General features: G+C 50.6%; 20 protein-coding genes and 1 riboswitch. Of the genes, 5 read left to right on the top strand and 15 right to left on the bottom strand.

Annotation, left to right across the window (positions count from 1 at the left end):
• Positions 1 to 144: 144 nt before the first annotated feature.
• The 10 genes from OEL90_RS13340 to OEL90_RS13295 all read right to left on the bottom strand — a co-directional run bounded on the left by OEL90_RS13340 (position 145) and on the right by OEL90_RS13295 (position 7,971).
• Positions 145 to 384: a hypothetical protein gene (locus tag OEL90_RS13340; protein WP_291402828.1), complete on the bottom strand. Its 240-nt coding sequence runs from the start codon at positions 382 to 384 to the stop codon at positions 145 to 147.
• Between the two features lie 306 nt (positions 385 to 690).
• Complete coding sequence (locus OEL90_RS13335) at positions 691 to 918, bottom strand: DUF2164 domain-containing protein (protein ID WP_291402830.1); 228 nt, start codon at positions 916 to 918, stop codon at positions 691 to 693.
• A 155-nt stretch (positions 919 to 1,073) separates the two neighbouring features.
• On the bottom strand, positions 1,074 to 1,481 hold the full coding sequence (locus OEL90_RS13330; RefSeq protein WP_300689344.1) for a hypothetical protein: 408 nt from the start codon (positions 1,479 to 1,481) through the stop codon (positions 1,074 to 1,076).
• A gap of 177 nt (positions 1,482 to 1,658) precedes the next feature.
• On the bottom strand, positions 1,659 to 2,336 hold the full coding sequence (locus OEL90_RS13325; RefSeq protein ID WP_291402833.1) for a PspA/IM30 family protein: 678 nt from the start codon (positions 2,334 to 2,336) through the stop codon (positions 1,659 to 1,661).
• Positions 2,337 to 2,427: 91 nt separating this feature from the next.
• Positions 2,428 to 3,552, bottom strand: coding sequence for a hypothetical protein (locus OEL90_RS13320; RefSeq protein WP_300689341.1), 1,125 nt, complete (start codon positions 3,550 to 3,552; stop codon positions 2,428 to 2,430).
• A gap of 308 nt (positions 3,553 to 3,860) precedes the next feature.
• Positions 3,861 to 4,322 carry a RidA family protein gene (locus OEL90_RS13315; protein ID WP_300689340.1) on the bottom strand — a complete coding sequence of 154 codons (462 nt, stop codon included), beginning with the start codon at positions 4,320 to 4,322 and terminating at the stop codon, positions 3,861 to 3,863.
• Between the two features lie 26 nt (positions 4,323 to 4,348).
• Positions 4,349 to 5,317 (bottom strand): threonine ammonia-lyase, encoded by a 969-nt coding sequence (locus OEL90_RS13310; protein ID WP_300689338.1) that lies wholly within the window; start codon positions 5,315 to 5,317, stop codon positions 4,349 to 4,351.
• Positions 5,318 to 5,351: 34 nt separating this feature from the next.
• A complete protein-coding gene (locus OEL90_RS13305) occupies positions 5,352 to 6,653 on the bottom strand; it encodes a hypothetical protein (RefSeq protein WP_300689335.1) in 1,302 nt (433 codons plus the stop codon).
• Between the two features lie 121 nt (positions 6,654 to 6,774).
• The gene (locus OEL90_RS13300; RefSeq protein ID WP_291402843.1) at positions 6,775 to 7,572 is read right to left on the bottom strand and encodes a DUF4346 domain-containing protein; all 798 of its coding nucleotides are present in this window, start codon (positions 7,570 to 7,572) and stop codon (positions 6,775 to 6,777) included.
• Between the two features lie 150 nt (positions 7,573 to 7,722).
• Positions 7,723 to 7,971 (bottom strand): hypothetical protein, encoded by a 249-nt coding sequence (locus OEL90_RS13295; protein ID WP_291402845.1) that lies wholly within the window; start codon positions 7,969 to 7,971, stop codon positions 7,723 to 7,725.
• A 171-nt stretch (positions 7,972 to 8,142) separates the two neighbouring features.
• On the opposite strand from OEL90_RS13295, the gene OEL90_RS13290 reads away from it, so the two are divergent.
• Positions 8,143 to 8,814 (top strand): DUF4386 family protein, encoded by a 672-nt coding sequence (locus OEL90_RS13290; protein ID WP_300689332.1) that lies wholly within the window; start codon positions 8,143 to 8,145, stop codon positions 8,812 to 8,814.
• A 78-nt stretch (positions 8,815 to 8,892) separates the two neighbouring features.
• Here the strand turns inward: OEL90_RS13290 and OEL90_RS13285 are convergent, their stop codons facing one another.
• Both OEL90_RS13285 and OEL90_RS13280 read right to left on the bottom strand, forming a co-directional pair.
• Positions 8,893 to 10,107 carry an MFS transporter gene (locus tag OEL90_RS13285; protein WP_300689329.1) on the bottom strand — a complete coding sequence of 405 codons (1,215 nt, stop codon included), beginning with the start codon at positions 10,105 to 10,107 and terminating at the stop codon, positions 8,893 to 8,895.
• Positions 10,108 to 10,208: 101 nt separating this feature from the next.
• Complete coding sequence (locus tag OEL90_RS13280) at positions 10,209 to 10,958, bottom strand: DUF6904 family protein (RefSeq protein ID WP_300689326.1); 750 nt, start codon at positions 10,956 to 10,958, stop codon at positions 10,209 to 10,211.
• A gap of 390 nt (positions 10,959 to 11,348) precedes the next feature.
• Between OEL90_RS13280 and OEL90_RS13275 the strand changes: the two genes are divergently transcribed.
• The 4 genes from OEL90_RS13275 (at position 11,349) to OEL90_RS13260 (ending at position 13,331) form a co-directional block, all read left to right on the top strand.
• On the top strand, positions 11,349 to 11,735 hold the full coding sequence (locus OEL90_RS13275; protein ID WP_291402853.1) for a hypothetical protein: 387 nt from the start codon (positions 11,349 to 11,351) through the stop codon (positions 11,733 to 11,735).
• 60 nt (positions 11,736 to 11,795) lie between these two features.
• On the top strand, positions 11,796 to 12,170 hold the full coding sequence (locus OEL90_RS13270) for a DUF2089 domain-containing protein (protein WP_300689323.1): 375 nt from the start codon (positions 11,796 to 11,798) through the stop codon (positions 12,168 to 12,170).
• Between the two features lie 33 nt (positions 12,171 to 12,203).
• The gene (locus tag OEL90_RS13265) at positions 12,204 to 12,596 is read left to right on the top strand and encodes an SHOCT-like domain-containing protein (RefSeq protein ID WP_291402857.1); all 393 of its coding nucleotides are present in this window, start codon (positions 12,204 to 12,206) and stop codon (positions 12,594 to 12,596) included.
• 108 nt (positions 12,597 to 12,704) lie between these two features.
• Positions 12,705 to 13,331, top strand: a complete 627-nt coding sequence (locus tag OEL90_RS13260) for a DUF975 family protein (RefSeq protein WP_300689320.1) — start codon at positions 12,705 to 12,707, stop codon at positions 13,329 to 13,331.
• 188 nt (positions 13,332 to 13,519) lie between these two features.
• Here OEL90_RS13260 and sfsA read toward each other — a convergent pair whose 3' ends face one another.
• From sfsA to OEL90_RS13245, 3 genes are all read right to left on the bottom strand, one after another.
• On the bottom strand, positions 13,520 to 14,212 hold the full coding sequence (gene sfsA / locus OEL90_RS13255) for a DNA/RNA nuclease SfsA (RefSeq protein WP_291402859.1): 693 nt from the start codon (positions 14,210 to 14,212) through the stop codon (positions 13,520 to 13,522).
• Positions 14,199 to 15,593 (bottom strand): sodium:solute symporter family protein, encoded by a 1,395-nt coding sequence (locus OEL90_RS13250; protein ID WP_291402860.1) that lies wholly within the window; start codon positions 15,591 to 15,593, stop codon positions 14,199 to 14,201. Before OEL90_RS13250 ends, sfsA begins: the two co-directional genes overlap by 14 nt.
• 146 nt (positions 15,594 to 15,739) lie before the next feature.
• On the bottom strand, positions 15,740 to 16,567 hold the full coding sequence (locus OEL90_RS13245; RefSeq protein WP_300689317.1) for a peptidoglycan-binding domain-containing protein: 828 nt from the start codon (positions 16,565 to 16,567) through the stop codon (positions 15,740 to 15,742).
• Positions 16,568 to 16,571: 4 nt separating this feature from the next.
• Positions 16,572 to 16,704: riboswitch (cyclic di-AMP (ydaO/yuaA leader) on the bottom strand.
• Positions 16,705 to 16,761 lie beyond the last annotated feature (57 nt).

The raw sequence follows: 16,761 nt of genomic DNA, 5'->3' as shown, positions 1-16,761 counted from the left end.
TAATTAAATACATACTTAATCTATTTTTGAATTAAATGAACAAAAGACTGATCCTCAGGTTTTTTCTTCCTGTGGATCAGTCCTGTATAACTGGCTTGCAGTATGACTTCTGTCTGACTTTCTGTCTGCCGATTTTCCGATCGTCTATCTGTCCTGTCGATGCAGCTCCCCAAAGGTCAACATGGCATTCAGCTGCGCCGGATTGCGAAGTGATGGGGCCGTCATTGCCCCGGAAATTTTATGAGCTGGTTTGTCACATTCACTGCATTCCAATGAACAGTAAAGGTCAACTTCCTCTTCTCTGATCCATTTTTCAGTGACAAGACTTGCGCGTCCTATAAACCAGAATAATACGACAAAAAATATAAACAAAGCCACTAGCATTAAGGTTTCCTCCCCAAATCAGACTGTAAATCTATGTAAAGGTGATTGGGGGGATGGTACTTGTCAGGAACAAGTGACTAGTGGTGATAGGTCAAAAGCGGTTGAAATCCACCGTTCTAATGATTTTGATTATCATTATCACACTTTAGTTTTATCACATACAGATGTCATAGTCAAACATACAATATGACCGTAATTCGAGACGGATTTCTTCCAATACCTTAGGTTCATACAACCCAAGTTAAAAGGTTTCTGGGAGGAAGAAGGGGTCGATAGGCGCCAGCCGCTGACACCTTCTTCCTGGTCTCACTTCAAATACCCGAGCAGATCCTCACTCTTGTCATTGATATATTTATAGGCGTCGTAGACTCCCTGGTTATAGGCATGGGGCGCCAACGACTCCAAAAAAAACTCAAAAATCAAATAGGCCGCCAGATCGCCCAAGTCCTCATCCCGTTCTTTCAAGAAATAAGTCTTGATTGCCTGTATCATTTCCTTTTTCGCTTCCTCGGCAATGATAATCTTTCCTGCCATCTCAGAACCCTCCGTTTCTTTAAGCGAGGTTGAACTTAGAATCCAACCTCAAGTACACCCACGTTTCACTTTCATAAAGTATAACACGAAAAATCAGGCGCTCCATGGGGATTCCCGATGAAGCGCCTGTCTCTCAAACCTTCCGTGCTTAAAATCTACTCCAGCTTTTCAATGAACGTGAGCACCAGCTGGCCATCCGCATTTGGCTTATAGCCAAATTTGACGCGGTCGCCATCCTCCAGTCCCTCAAGCTGATCCTGCACCTCTGTAGTTCTGAACGCGACAATATCTGTTGGGCTCATCTGGATCTCAATGGAATTGTTGTCAATCTGGCCATTGTAAACGCCTTCAGCATCCGCAGCCTGATCCGCAATTTTAGCGGATGGTGCCGGCAAGGTAACTTCCGGTGCCGGTGTCGACACCTCAGGTGCCGGCGTTGACACTTCAGGGGCAGGCCCTGATACTGCAGGCCCATCAGGCTTGGCACATCCGCCGAGTGCCCCTATCAATACCGCGACCAGTGCCGTCATGGTTATAAGCTTCAAATTTAATGATTTTTTCATTTGTGTGACCTCCTTTGGAATGCTTGTTAGACGCATGCCAAGTCCTGAAGGTTCCCTTGCGTTTTGTCCTTAAATATTACCGTCCGCGTCCCCAATCTGAGATGGGGGGGTGCGGTAATATAATTGTAACATTAAACAAAAGACCGCCCAGGCACCCTGAGCGGTCAAGTTCTAATCTTATAAGCCTAATTCACCTTTTAACTTCTCCAGCTCATCTTCCACTGAAGCAGTGCCTTTGGCAGCATACTTTTCTTCCAGCGCCTTGGCTTCGTCTACGGCTTCGGTATTCAGCTCAGCCATGGCATTGGCTTCATCCAGCATTCTGCTGGCCTTCTCTTCCATACGATTGAACGCGTCCATGGCACCCTGGGTTTTTTCGGTAGCCGTGTTGACCTTATTGAGGGTCTCTTGAGTCTTGGCAACCGTGACTTTTGCCTTGATCATTTCACGGCGTGCCTTCAGTGCTTCAATGTCGGACACCAGCTTGTCATGCATCTGACGCATTTTAACGGCATTCTCGTGGGCAGCGGCGTAAGCCGTCATGAACCCTGCGCCAACATTCTCCAGCTCCTGCTTTTTAGCGATAAAGGTACGTGCGTCGCCTTCATTGCCGGCAACCAGCGCTTTCTTTGCAAAATCAGCGTACTTCGCGACCTCGGCCTGATTATCATCCACCAGCCGCTTGGTGCGCGCTTCCTCTGCCATAACACCTGCAGTACTGCGTTTAACCTCAGCCAGATCCTCCATCATGTCGTTCAAATATTGATCGATCATCTTTGATGGATCCTCCATCTTATCGAGCAGCACATTGATGTTCGCTTTAATGATGTCACTGAATCTTTCCAAAATTGCCATTTAAACTCCTCCTCGTATAGATCGCTAAGAGCTTATAGCCTATAGCACTGCCCGCAAAGGACAGAGTGCTTTCTGCCGATGGTCGGTACCCCTAAACCTCAGGGCCACTGTCATTGTCGTTATTCCGACCCGGTTCCTGTTCTTCGTACTTCTTAGCCAAATCTTCAGCCTCCTTGTTGCCAAATTGATCCAGAGGCGTTTTCAAAACCTCCTCCATGCGCTTGGCTTCAAGATTCTTCTGGTTGACGGAATATCTCCACCAGACGAAGAGAACGCCTGCCAGCATCAAGACGCCAAAGATGGACAACACCGGAATCCACGGGGACTTTGTCACTGTCATGATGCGGTCCGCCGCGTCGCCGAAGGACTCGCTGAAGAACTCCTCATCAGTCATGCTGCTGTCAAAGTAGTTCCGATCGAGATAGTCCAGCAGGATGTCACCCGCCTCCATATCAATGACCGTCTTTGCCTGCGTCCCCGCCACATACCGCGTCATATAGTTGCTGTCATACTCTAAGAAAACCAGCAGCAAATGGGCTTCATCCGTAAAAAGCTGATCATAAAGATCTCGGGCAAAACTGTCCAGCTCATCCATGGTCGGTTGATTTTCACCGTTGACGTTGTCCGTAATGAAGAGGAACGGCTGAACACCCGTCTCCTGATAGAAGTGTCTCATCCCCGACAACAGCCGCGTCTCATTTCCGATCCAGTCGAGCTCGTCCCTGTAATAGTCCGTCTCGTTCACTGATCCCTTTGGCAAGGCTTCGCGCACGATCGTCGACGTCGTAACGCCGCCATCTCCGGAATCTCCAACACGGGCGCTGAACAGCGCCGAAAACACAATGGCACCAATGATTAATAGAATCACCAAAACTAAAATTGCTATGGCACACCCGCTGCAGCCACTGCCTCCGGAACCGCGACCACCGCCGCCTGGAGATCCGCCGCCGGATGGCCAGTCGTCATTTCTGGTTCTACGTCCCATGGCGTTTGGAAAAAAGACCGGGCCAAAAGACCCGCCAGGACTGCTGCCGCTCCCGCCAAAAGGGCCCATGCCTCCGCCGCTGCGGCTGCTTCCACCGCCAAAGATCCCGCCGCCTCCGCCGCGGCTGCTGCCTCCGGAGAAGCCTCCTATGCGCCCGCCGCTGCTGCGGCTTCCGCCAAAGGATCCCCCTCCGCTTCGTCCTCCTCCTCCAAAACCACCGCTTCTGCCCAATTTCCAGACCTCCATCTCAGACTTTGAGCTCCAAAAACGCTCCTCGCGCTTGAATAGGATTAACTCATTCCAAAGTGTTGAAAATTAACTTAACATTCTGAACTCATTATATCCCTTTTACAGCCTCCACGTTATTAAATAATTCTTAAAGATTGGGACGTGGAAAATGGTGTCTGAAACGTGGAAGATGGGGTCAATAGGCTCCATGCCCCTGACACCTTCTTCCATCATCAAACTCCGTCTTCCACGGTATCGAAGTCAATAAGCCTTTGCCGCATCCGCGGCAACAGCTTCCACCCAATTGTCACCTAATCCCTCAGTGCCACTACCATCTCAACCTCGCAGGCCGCGCCTCCGGGCAGGGCGTTGACCCCCACCGTCGATCGGGCTGGACGTCCGGTGTCACCAAAGATGGCGACGAGGAGGTCAGTGGCGCCATCGGCTATTTTGGCGTGCTGCTCGAAATCCGGAGTGCAGTTCAGGAATACGGTAATTTTGAGGATTTGGATGATGTTGTCGAGACCATCGGCATAATAATTTAAGAGGGTCAGTGTATTTAATGTACACAGCCGCACAGCGGCGTACCCGTCCTGATCACTGATCTCAGCCCCAAGCTTGCCCTTGAAGACAAGCTTGCCATCTTTCTTGGGGGTCTGACCGGCCGTATAGAGAAGGCCGCCGTTTTTGACAGCCGGCGCGTAATTGGCCGCCGGCGGATTGAAGCTGGGCAGCTCGATGCCGAGTTCTTTAAGGCGTTCCTGCAGACTCATCTGAAAACTCCTCTCCTGATTTACATTCAATCAGCGGCAGAGTCACTGCCGGCCATCTGACGGATAATGTCCGCCGGATCAATGTTGCCGCCTGAAATGACAAAGCACACGCGGTCCTCAGGCTTGATGGGCAAGCGCCCATGCAGTGCCGCCGCGAGCACAATAGCAGAGGAAAACTCGGCTGCAATTTTACCGGCTGTCAGAAGCGTCGTGCTGCCGTCCGGAATCTCTTCTTCAGCAACGGTCACAACGTGATCCACATATTTTTGAACAATGGGAAAATTGACCGCTCCGGGCTGCAGGGTCAGGATGGCGTCGGCAATGGAATGGGCCGGCTCCAGCAATACCCGTTCGCCCGCCTCGAGGCTCTTGGTATAGCGGGGCATGCAGGCGGGTTCGACGCCAATCACTTTTACATGAGGCGCCGTTAATTTAACGGCCGTTGCAATGCCACCTATGAGACCACCGCCGCCAATTGGCACGACCACCTGGTCCACCTCCGGCAGCTGCTCAATCAGTTCCAGACCTATAGTCCCCTGACCCGCAATAATTGCCTCATCATTATAGGGATGGATCAAAGCATAGCCATGGTCGCGGCTCAGCTTCCCGGCCACCTCATGGCGCTTTTCGTAGGGACATTTGACAATTTCTGCGCCATAGGACTGAATGCCCTCCACTTTGATATTCGGTGTCGATTCCGGGACGACAATGGTCGCTTTGACGCCGAGCAGCTCCGCAACAAAGGCCACGCCTTTGCCGTGATTCCCGGAGGATGCCGCGACGACGCCATTTTTCAGTTCCTCCGGCCTCATGCTGAGCATCTTGTTCAGAGCGCCCCTGATTTTGAAAGAATTCGTGCGCTGGATATTTTCGAGCTTTAGATAAACCCTGCAGCCCATCAGCGCGTCCAAAATTTCCATCCGTACAACGGGTGTTTCAATAATATGAGGGCTCAGCTTTTCTTTAGCCCACTGTAGTTCTTGAAGTGTCACCATAGAGTCCTCCGAAGGTCGTGATCTGTAGTTTAAATTAAAAGATATTCAGTTTCTCACCCAGCGGCTTACTTTCACCTTTGCTGTTGGTCATGAGGGTGTGCACCATGACTTTAAACAAATCACCTCTTAAAATATTCTCACCGGATGGCGTACTGACGTCATCAAATAGACCGAGAGCCTTTGCTTTATCAAAAGCATCATTCCAGGTAAAGTCGACATCCGCCTTATAGCCCAGGGCTTTCAGCATGAACACCGCTGCTTCCCTGGCCCTGTGCGGCACTTCGAAGCCAAACTGATTGTTCCCCATACCGGAGGTCCAGCCTTGATTCTGGGCATAAGCCACATAGGAAGCGGCCCAGTGCCCAACCCCGTCCGAAAAGGTAGAAGGAAACTTGTACGCATAAGCTTCATCAAACCTGCCCATCATTCGGGCAAAGATGACCATCATCTCAGAGCGCTTCAAAAATGTGCCCTCGTTAAGGTTTCCATACGGATCCCCTTCTATGAGCTTCCAAAGCTTGAGCTGTTCCCCCGCGTTCAAATTTGGCGTCCCAATCGTCCCCGGAGTCGTTCCGCCTGAAGCTCCAGCCGGCTTCAGCACGATCTGCTGCGCCACCCACTGGGACTCCACAGACTCGCTGAGTCTGTCATTTTCCCAGGATCGCGCGATTCGGTCCCCCGTCAGGGCATCCATAGACAGCTGCTGCTCCGAGGCCAGGATCGCGTAATCATTGTCTGGATCCCAGGCCTGATAGACCTGGTGCATATAGTCCGGCGACTCGAGAAACGCCATTTCCTTAAAGCCAAAGAAGGCTATGAGCTTTCCACCTTCAACCCCGCTTACGGTTGGTGCGAGCAACTGATTCTTTCCTGTTGAGTCCCCATAGCCGCCCTGTCCGCCTGAAGCAAAAATTGGGGCATCCCCATCCACGCCTTCATATTGCGCGATACCACCCAGTGCTTTTACCATTTGCGAAAAGGTCCAGATATAACCGGAAGGCTCATTCGCGCCCGCCACTTTATAATAGAGCGCCTGGCCAATGTCCTTATAGCCGCCGTCCACATAGGCGTTTGTGGTGATGATTTCTTTCCAGCCGGTTGGCGCGACAATTGGCAGGGCGTCTTGGCCTTTCTCATAGGTGATCTGGGCGATCAGCAGCCTGCCGGCAGCTGCGCCGGGATTTGGAATTACCAAGGTTTCAGCATCTCCGTTGACAGCAGTTGACGTCGTGAGCACTGCAATGTCATTAGCCACTGCAAAAGTGGTTGTCCCCAGGACCATCAGCCCCAGCAGCATGGCCAAAATCAATGCCAAAGATAATCTCCTAGTCTTCATTAAGTCTTCCTCCCATCTGTCCGTATTCCAATTAAGTCGACGGCGGGCAGGTTTTTCCGCCGGTAACAGTGTAAATACCCACTAATGGCAGAATTTATCAGTTTTCATTGTTTCTACGGATTTACGCCTTATCCTGAAAATACTTAAACCCATATTTCAGCGACAATTCCGCCGCCATCAGTTCTTTGCCCAGGTAGGCCGCGTGGCTGAGCTCGCTGACCCAGCCGCCTTCCAGGATGGTCCAGTATAAGTCTCGGGCGTTTTCCCCCTGAATGATGTGCAGCAGCTCATTTTGATTGCTGTAGTGTTCCACGAGGATGTGCCCGGTTTCAGCTTTGGGCACAATGACGAAGTAGCCCTCTTTGTCGAGTTTGACCTGATTGGGGTCTTTATAAGCTGCGACGAGGATGTTTGGAGTTGAGGCGGGTTGGGGCTTGGTGACCATCGGCAAAATGTCTTTAAAGGTGCCGGCAGAGGTGTTCATGAGGACTTCCTCGCGCTGACCCTTTCGCGACGCAATCTCGTTCAGGATCACCGCTTCATCCAGACAGCCAATCAGATTGACGATTTGGACCTGAGACCTGAAGGCTTCGACCTCATCCCCGGACACATTGGTCAGTACCGGCTTTCGGCCTTTGGAGCCTATGACGCGGCCATTTTGGTCCACACCGTTTTTCACCAGCGCTTCAAGTGTCTGTCCGGCGAAGTGCCCCTCTGAGTCATTGCCGCAGAGGATCAGCGTCCTGAGGGCGGGCATTGCCAGTGTATTTTGGATGATCTTTTCAATGCCAATATTCTCCGTCTCAGCTTTGCCTGCAATGCTGAGGCCCTCCGGTTTTAGCTGAGACATGCGCTCTGCAAGCGCCGGCGAGGCCAGAGTTACGAGGGCCACGCTGGACTGCGGCTTCAGAGAAATCACGTGGTATTCTCCAATTGCCGGGAGTGCGGCGTCTAGGGCGCTTAACGGCAGCTCGGCCACAGTTTCAATAGCGTGGATGCTGCTCAGGTCCGAAAAAACGTCATCAAAGGCATTGGTTATATCTGCTGACCAGCAGTGAGCGCAGCCCGGTCAGGTGTACTCTATGGGTTCCATGAGACCAAGGGCCTGGTCAACGTCGCGCAGGATCATTGTCGTTTCATGGGCGCTCTCGGATTTCCCGGATGCTGAGGCCGCCGTCAGCTGTCCTTGAATTGTCAGCAGCGTTTCCTTCATGCAGCCGCACTTCCTGCATTTGGCTGTGTCCATAGCAGTCTGAATCAGTGTCTGAAGCTGAAGTGCCGTCTTTGGGGATGGATTTGTTTTATTCAAAATCAACATGTTGAAATCACCTCATTTATTAGATGCTTCTATTTTACACAAAAAAGTTGAAAGCATCAGCCTCACTCACAATAATCTTCTTGACGAAGTCGAAAATATATAGTAAATTAACATTGATCATATTATTAACATTGTTAATATATAAAGCATAAAAAAGGAGGCCGCCCGCCCATGACGCCCTTAAACGACTGGCGCCCGCTCTACCTCATCTCGTTTGTTTCTGCGATTCTGCTGATCCTCATCATCCCGGTGCAAATTCTCATTTACTTCCTCTCACCACCACCCACAACCGCTGAGGGCTTCCTGGCACTCTACGCCGCAAGTCCCTTGAAAGGCCTGCTCAGCCTGGACCTCCTCTATGTTCTCAACAACGTTCTGATGATTCCCATCTACCTGGCGTTTTACCAGTCCCTGAAAACCCACCGGCCGGCGCTGATGACACTGGCGGCCGCCTTTGGACTGGTTGGCCTGGCGGCTTATTTCCCATCAAATACCGCCTTTGAGATGCTGACTCTGAGCCAGCACTATGCCGCGGCGTCCACGCCTCTTCAGCAGCAAGGCCTCATCTCAGCTGCAGAAACGCTCCTGGCCATCTACACCGGCACCGCTTTCAACGCGTACTATGTCCTGAACGCCCTCACCCTGCTGATCGTCAGCTGGGTCATGCTGAAAACCAGCGTCTACAGCCGCGCCACAGCCTCCTGGGGGCTGGCCGCCGGACTTCTCATGGTGATCCCTTCCACAGCCGGCACCCTGGGCCTCATTTTTTCCATTCTGTCCCTGATTCCCTGGATCGTGTTTTCCGCGAAGATCGCCAGCGCTTTCCTGAAGTTAAAAGAATAAAGACCTAGCCGATGGTGGTGGGAATTAGCGACCATCGGCTAGGTCTTTTAATTTCTAAAACTATCACCTATTTTAGTGTTAGCTGGACACCAAGTTATTCTTCTCCGGAAGCATCAAGGTGGACAAAACCGTGAGCAAGATCGGGACCATGAGGTACAGACTGCCCGCCATCAGCCCCTGAAGGTCGGAGAGCTTGCCGAACAACAGCATCAGCAGGCCGCCCAGCCCGCCGGACATACCCATGATCAGCCCGGTCGCCATGTTGATGTTGCGCGGCAGCAGCTCGTGGGCCATGACAATATTCGCCGTGTTCGAGCCGCCCAGGGCAATGCCCATCAGGACAAAGCCTGCGAGCATTGTATAACCGGTCGTCATAACAATAGCCAGCATGCACAACACAGTGAGTCCGTTGAACAGGATCAGGGCGCGCTTGCTGCCTATGGCATCATTCGCGATTCCGCCGACGATCGTCCCAAAAGAGTTCGCGAACAGGTAGCCGGACAGAACCGCTCCGGCAATCTTGACGTCCCACTTGCCAAGCATCATGATCTGAACGCCAAAGGTAATCAGAAAGCCCCGGACCAGTACCCTGCTGGAGGAAATAAAGACCAGGAACGAAAGCCAGAGGACAGATTTTCGGTTGAGCTTTTCATTTTGCTTTCCTTTTTCTGTACGCTCAGGGAGCAGCGCCACTTTGTGAATCTGTGCGGCGTGCATAAACAGGGCGGTCACCAGTCCCGGAATAACGAAAAAGACCAAGGCGGTCAAGCCAAAGCGCTCCACAATTGGGATCGTGACGACAGGTGCGACTGAAGCGGCAAAGCCCCCAATAGTCATAAATACCGAAAGGCTGCGCCCGCGCGAATTTTTCGCTAGCTTCACCGCCATGGCGGAGCCCAGCGGATGATATAGCGCAGAAGCCAGCGCGCCAACGCCCACGATGAGAACGAGCAGATAATAGTTCGTGATAATGCCGGAAATCGACATCCAAGCTGCAATCCAAACCAAAGACAGCGTCAGCAGCCATGGCTTGCCCCTTTTGTCGACGATATAACCAATGAACGGCTGCGCGAAGGAGCCGCTGCTCGTAATTACAAAGGCTATAAAAGCCTGCTGTGACAAACTTAGACCCATGGCCGAGACAAATATAAAGAGTATAGGTGGTACCAGATTCATGTAAAAGTCATTGAAAAAATGTCCTACGGAAACGGCGATCAGCTTTGTCAGAAAGCCTTTTTCCTTTTCTGCAGTCACTTCAGCCTGCTCGCTATCCATGCCCATTCCTACTCCCATTCCCTTTCCCCCTTTGCCGATGGTCAGCGTCCACCCTCCTCGGTCTATGCGCCACCACTCTCAGCTGCGCTTGTTTTGGTGTGGCGCTCCCTTTTAAAAACTTACCATTCCACGTCCGGATAATCCAAATTGAGTCTGACCTCATCCGGTGCGATCCCCATAGCTTTAGCATAATCTTTGACTTCATGCCTGAGCCCCAGGTAATCCGGCGCGTCGAGTTCAGTTAAACGCTTAGCCAGAACCGTCACAAACTTGAGCCTTTTATCCTGATCCATTTCAAGTATTTCAACATTTAATTCATCCAAATACTGCGTGAAATAGCCGTCCATCCAAGGATAATCCTGGATCATTAGATTGAGCAGCCGCGTGACGGCCCTTGGCTCAAGCGCCCTGGCCAGGCAGTCAAAAATGGCGGACTGGAGCATTCTGATCTGCGCTATGTCTAGATCCCAAATGATTTTTTTATGGCGCATGGGATCCAGCATCAGCTTGGATTCTTTTCTGGCGCGCAAGAGGCAGAAGTCGTTAAGCGCCATGACTATAAACAGGATTTCAGGCATCAGCACCTGGAATTCGTAATAGACATTGGTGGTATGGACCACTTTACCTGTGAGTTTCATTTTTTCACGGGTCATATTGTTGTCAATGACCTTTATATCTCGATCACCCATATAAGCATGCCTGATGTCGTAACAAAGTCCCAGAACCCCGATTCTCGCTGCAGCATAGGCTGGGTACTCGTCCTCGTCACCCAGGATTCGGATCAGCGCGTCGTATAATTGATCCAGATCCTCATAGTCACCGGCAATGGCAATGCCGGCATGCCGAGGGGTCAGTTCTGCCTTGATCATTGTAATGCCTCCCCGAGTTGCTTTCTTACTACCATAATATTGTATTTGGAGGTTTTAGGAAATAACTTTTTCATGTGCTAAACGGAAATAGGTGTCAGACACCTTTTTCTCTCAACACTCAGCACATTATGCTTCGCATTTTCTTTAACCCTTTGAAACCTGCTCCGAACTTAACGGTTCCAGTTTTATGATCATCGACTCAGTCATTGAACTTTTGGATTAAAGATTACTCGACGTTTTAAACTGTTTATTAATTTTATTAATTTCTTAATTGATTTTATTGATTTGTTAATTGACTTTTAGGTGAAATTGATATATTTTATAATCAGATAGATAATATTAATCATGAGATTGAATTTATTAATTAAAGGTAGGGGATGCGACTTGAATGTGATGGCATTACTTGACCAAGTAGAACGGAAAGAAATATCTGTTCCTGATGCTGCCTCGAAAATAAAGGCCTCGCTGAATTCCTCCGACTCGACTTTGACTGTTGTATCTCAATCTGAGACGCCCGCAAAATGGCTGAAAATCAAAATTATTGACCCCGAGTCCAATTTCAAAATGAGTCTGCCGCCACTTCCCCTCCGACTCACAGGCAAGCTTGCATCATTTATACTCAAAGTGAGTATGCGGTACACCGAGGACTCTGATTTGGATTCCATCGACTATGAAGATATCCGTCTGATGCTTGACACACTCAAAGAGCTGCCGCCCGTTCACTTGGTTTCTGTTGCGGATGATCAGGGCATGCAGATCGAAATTTTTACCAAGTAAACGTCTCAGTTCTTTGAAGCGCCAATTCAACTTTTCGACCAATAAAAAAGAGGTGATCCCATGGCAAAAGTAGTCATAGGCCAATGTCCAATCTGCCAGGACAAACTGCGCGTCACTCAGTTATCCTGCAAAACCTGCGGCACGCAAATTTCAGGAGAATTTGAGCTCTGTAAGTTCTGTCAGCTCGAAAAAAACCAGAAGTATTTCGCAGAGATCTTCATTAAAAATCGGGGCAATATCAAAGAGATCGAAAAAGAAATGGGCATCTCCTATCCTACCGTCAGGCGGCTTCTGGATGAAGTGATCGAAGCCCTTGGGTATAAGGAAGAAGCCAAGAAAAATGCCGTCAACCAAGGTGATATCCTGGAACAGCTCAGCAAAGGCGAAATCACCTCTGAAGAAGCGCTTAAACTTCTGAACGGTGAAACTGTATAATCCTGTAATCGTATAATGAAGGAGGAACTGACCATGAACGAAGAAAAACTCAAAATCCTGAAGATGATTGAAGACGGCATAATTACGGCGAATGAAGGCGCTCAGCTTCTGAAGGCAGTGGATGACATTGCCCAGCCGCAGATGCAGACGGCTGCAAAAACCATCGGCACAAGCAACGCCAAATGGCTCAGAGTCAAGGTTCTGAGCACAGAAAACGGCATCAAGACCAAAGTTAATGTCAACGTCCCAATTGCGCTGGTCGAAACAGGGCTTAAGATTGGAAAACACTTTGACAAGAACATTGAAGATTCCATCAAGGACATTGACCTGTCAGAAATTCTCGAGCTGATCAAGAATGGCGCTGAAGGCAAGATTGTTGAAGTGGAGTCTGACAACGGGGATATTGTTGAAGTCTACGTGGAGTAACGCGCCCCTGCAAACGACAATTGTTAACTTTCCCTTAAATTCCACTCAGCACCAAAAATTTGCGCTATAATTATGCCGTAATCCATCCCATAGGAGGAGGCCCATCACATGTCATACGATGAAATGAAACTCAAAGCCAAAGAACACCTCAGCGGAAACTGGCCTGTCGTCATCATCACAGTCCTCATTTTCCTTGTACTGACACAGCTATTCACAAACCAGGACCGCGTCGTCACCCTGTCAAACGGTGAAAGCATGGTCAGTCCCTCATCTGCTTTCTTCAATCTGCTCAGCTTTATTCTGACCGGCCCTCTGACCTACGGACTCATGGTGTTTTTCAGACGACTCAGAGAGCAAACCGCAGACATCAAGGACCTCTTTGTGGGCTTTAAGCGCTTTGGCGACACTTTTCTGCTGAATCTGCTGACTACCCTTTTTATTGCCCTTTGGTCACTACTCCTGATCGTCCCCGGCATTATAGCCGCCATCCGCTACACCATGGCTTATCTGATCATGACAGAGAACCCTGACATGACCACTCTCGAGTCCATTACCGCTTCCAAGATGATGATGGAAGGACACAAGATGGAGTTTTTCAGCTTTGCCCTCAGCTTCATTGGCTGGTTTCTCCTCGGCATAGCGACCTTTGGGTTGGGCTTCCTCTACGTCATTCCGTACTACAATGCCTCAAAAGTCGAGTTTTACGAAAATCTTAAGCGAGGCACAGTTTATTAGTGCTGTTATTAAAGTGAGAGTCAAAAAAACATAACGGGAAATGGACGCCTTCTTACGGCTCCATTTCCCGTTTTTTATGCCGATGGTCACCTTTCAAGATGAAACTCGGTGTCAGACACCGAGTTTCATCTCAGACACCGAGTTTCATCTCACACCAAATTTCATCCACCAAGCTTCGCCAACGCTGTTTATAGCCCAGGCCCCAGTATAACTTCAACCCGCTCTTCAGCCTCCAGCGTCGACTCCGTGACCGTGCAGTCCACCGCGATCACCTCTCCGCCCCGCTGCGAAAGTCTTCTGAGCGCCTCCCCAAACTCGGGATGCATGGTATCATTCGGTTCGAAATACCGAACCCCTTTCATCTGCACTATGAAAACCACCAGCGCCTCATACCCGTCTTCAAGACATGCCATCAGCTCATTGAGGTGCTTGACCCCCCGCTGCGTTGGGGCATCCGGGAAGCGAACCACGCCATCTTCCTCAAGGGTCACACCTTTGACCTCGACAAATACTTTTCGCGTCTCCGTCTCAAGGTAAAAGTCAAAGCGGGAGTTCCCATATTTCTGTTCCGGTTTGATCAGACGAAGCCCTTGAAAAAAGCCGCTCGTCTCCGCCCACTCCTTGAAAACCTTATTGGGCGCCTGGCTGTCCATGTTGACGAGCCGCTCCCCTTTCCAAACCGAGATCAAATCAAACTTGGTTTTTCTCCCGGGATGGTCGCATTCTTGAACCAGCACCCTGGCCCCTTCCGTCAGCAGTTCCCTGCACCGGCCAGTATTCTTCACATGACAGATCTCCTCGTTCCCGTCGACTTCAACGTGCGCAATGAAGCGGTTCGGCCGCTTGAGAAAAACGCCGTCCTTCATATTAGGATATCTCATTATGATTTTGCCTCCCTCTCGCCCAGCCTGTGAGCATTATAGCGACCGGTCCGCCAACCCCAATCAGAATGGGATTGAACCAAGAAGGGAGCAGCCACTGACCCCCAAAGACCAGAATCGGTCCAGCCGCCATGGCCACATAAGCATAGCCTTTTGCCACTTTCCCGGGCAAAAACAGCGCCATGGCCAGAGGCGCGAACGCCACAGCCCCTCTGAGCCCCATGGAGATAAAACTCCACCCAAGAATCCCAGAGCCCAGATTGCCGATGGTCATCACACCCGACAACACCAGCACTACAAAAATCACCAGCCGCGTCACAAACAACATTTTCCTGTCGCTGGCGTTCGGCGCGACATAAACCTTAAACAGATCCTGGCCCACCATAGCGCTGATCCCAAGCGCCATCCCGGCGCCGCTGCCCACCAGCGTCACCAGCAGCGTCGCCAAAACAGCACCGGCCAACACCGGCGGCAGATAGCTCATAACGAAGACAGGCAGCGCATAGACCGGATCCATACCGGGCGCCTGGATTCTCATAAACATCCCTACATAAATCCCCGCAAGCCCAATCAGCGGAATCAGCAACATGCTGATCCACGCCCCTTGTCTGGAAGTCTTTAAAGTCTTCGCAGCAATGATCGCCTGAATATACACCTGACCGGTGACAACCCCGACCACAACGGACACCACAGACCCCATATTGACAATGAGTCCACGGGAAAACAGATCGAAGTAAACGGCTTCCGGAAGTGCCAGACGAAACGCCGACACGCCGCCCTGCAGCTTCACTGCAAGCACGCCGCAAAGTCCAACCCCAAGATACATCAGCAGGGCTTTAAGCACCCCAACTATGCCCGTCCCCCAAACGCCGCCAAAAATGACGTAGGCCATCATGAGGAGCAGCACCAGAATAGTGGCGCTGACCGGCCCAAGACTGCTCAACGCTGTGATCAAGGCAATTCCGGACAGAAATTGTGAGATGATGCTTAAAAAACTGCCCAGACTCGTCAACACCGCAGACAACATAGCTGCAGTTCTGCCATATTCCGCGGAGATCATCTGAGGCAGCGTCACATGTCCGCTTTGATACAAGGGTTTTGCGAAAAACAGACCTAAAATCAGGCATCCAAAGCCATTCCCCAGTGTGAACCACCAAGCTGAAAACCCCTCTGTAAAAGCAAGCTGCGCTGTTCCAATAGTCGATGCCCCACCCACCAGCGTCCCGATGATCGTCCCCGCCACAATCCCGGAGCCCGCACGTCTCCCGCCGCTGGTAAAATCGCTGCTCGAATTAATCTGACGTCCCGAATAGAGCCCACCCAAAGTCATAATAACCAGTACTATGGCTGCTCCAATATAATGCGACAATTCCATTGTCATGATGTCACGACCTCCTAGAAGTAAGCGAACCTTCGCTGCTCTCATATCCCCCGAAAAACAATAAAGGGAGAAGACCCGTTCAGTGCCCCGCTGCTCAGCGACGCCCTGTTCGTACCCTCTCCCCTGGATTATACCTTTTATTTCAACTACATCCCAGACTCAATTGCCTTTTGAATCGCATCCTGGTGCTTGCTGTCCACTTTATTGGTGGAATGCGTCCGACTGTTCAGGAAGTGAATATCAAAGTGTCCATCCATGCCATTGCCTTTGACCGCATCCAGGTTTTGCCCTGTGCCAAAGCCGCCGCTTCGATTGCTGACCACCACAACCTCTGGCTTGTCATCCCTTCCGGCATGCGGCATTGCGGTCATGGACGCAGCAATTCTATACCCGTCAATTTCCACGATGACCGGACGCCGGGTCCAGTTCCAGCTGCCGCCCGCGATTTCTTTCAAAATGGCCGTGTCCTCTTTGGTCAGCGTCTCCACATCCGCGTGGTTTCCGCCGTATGTACGCTTGATCTGCATCTTCAATCCCGTTTGAACGTCGATCACAGTCGCGACGTCCCCTCTGGCGTAAATGCTCTTAACGTCGTCAAACCACGGCAATTTCTGCGCGCTTTTCGTCGCAGCTGCATTCGCCCTTGAGACCCCGCCCCTTGAAATTGGCTTATCCACACCCAAAAGCCCGGTAATTTTGCCGATGGTCTGCGCACCCGCAACCCCATCCGCCGTCAAACCGTTGGCTTTCTGAAAATTTGCAACCGAAGACTTTGTCACACTGCCAAAGTAACCGGTAATATCCACAGAAAAATACCCAAGTTGTTTCAAATCCCGCTGCAATTCAGCCACATCAGTGCTTTGAATTCCCTGCTTCAACAGTGCGCCTGTGTAAGCAAACCCGGCAGGCTGGAAAGCTGAAGTCGTGAAAGCCAGTGCTGCGACTAGCACAGCAATTTTCATTTTTGATATCACTCGTGTTCCTCCTCTTTTAAGCTGACGAGGTTAGTTGACGGGTTAGGTAAAAGAGTTCACCCCACCGTTTGCACGGTTTCACCCCAAGGTAGTTCGTCCCCCGCTCTTCAATTTCGAAGATTAAGCATCAGTAAGAGTATAACATAATATTTAATTGAAGCCTACTGCGAACCTTAGGTTGAGCTCAAATTGTA

The organism is Acidaminobacter sp. (assembly GCF_030247605.1).
In the GTDB taxonomy this organism is placed as follows: Bacteria; Bacillota; Clostridia; order Peptostreptococcales; family Acidaminobacteraceae; genus Acidaminobacter.
This window is presented reverse-complemented; position numbering and strand designations above follow the sequence as displayed.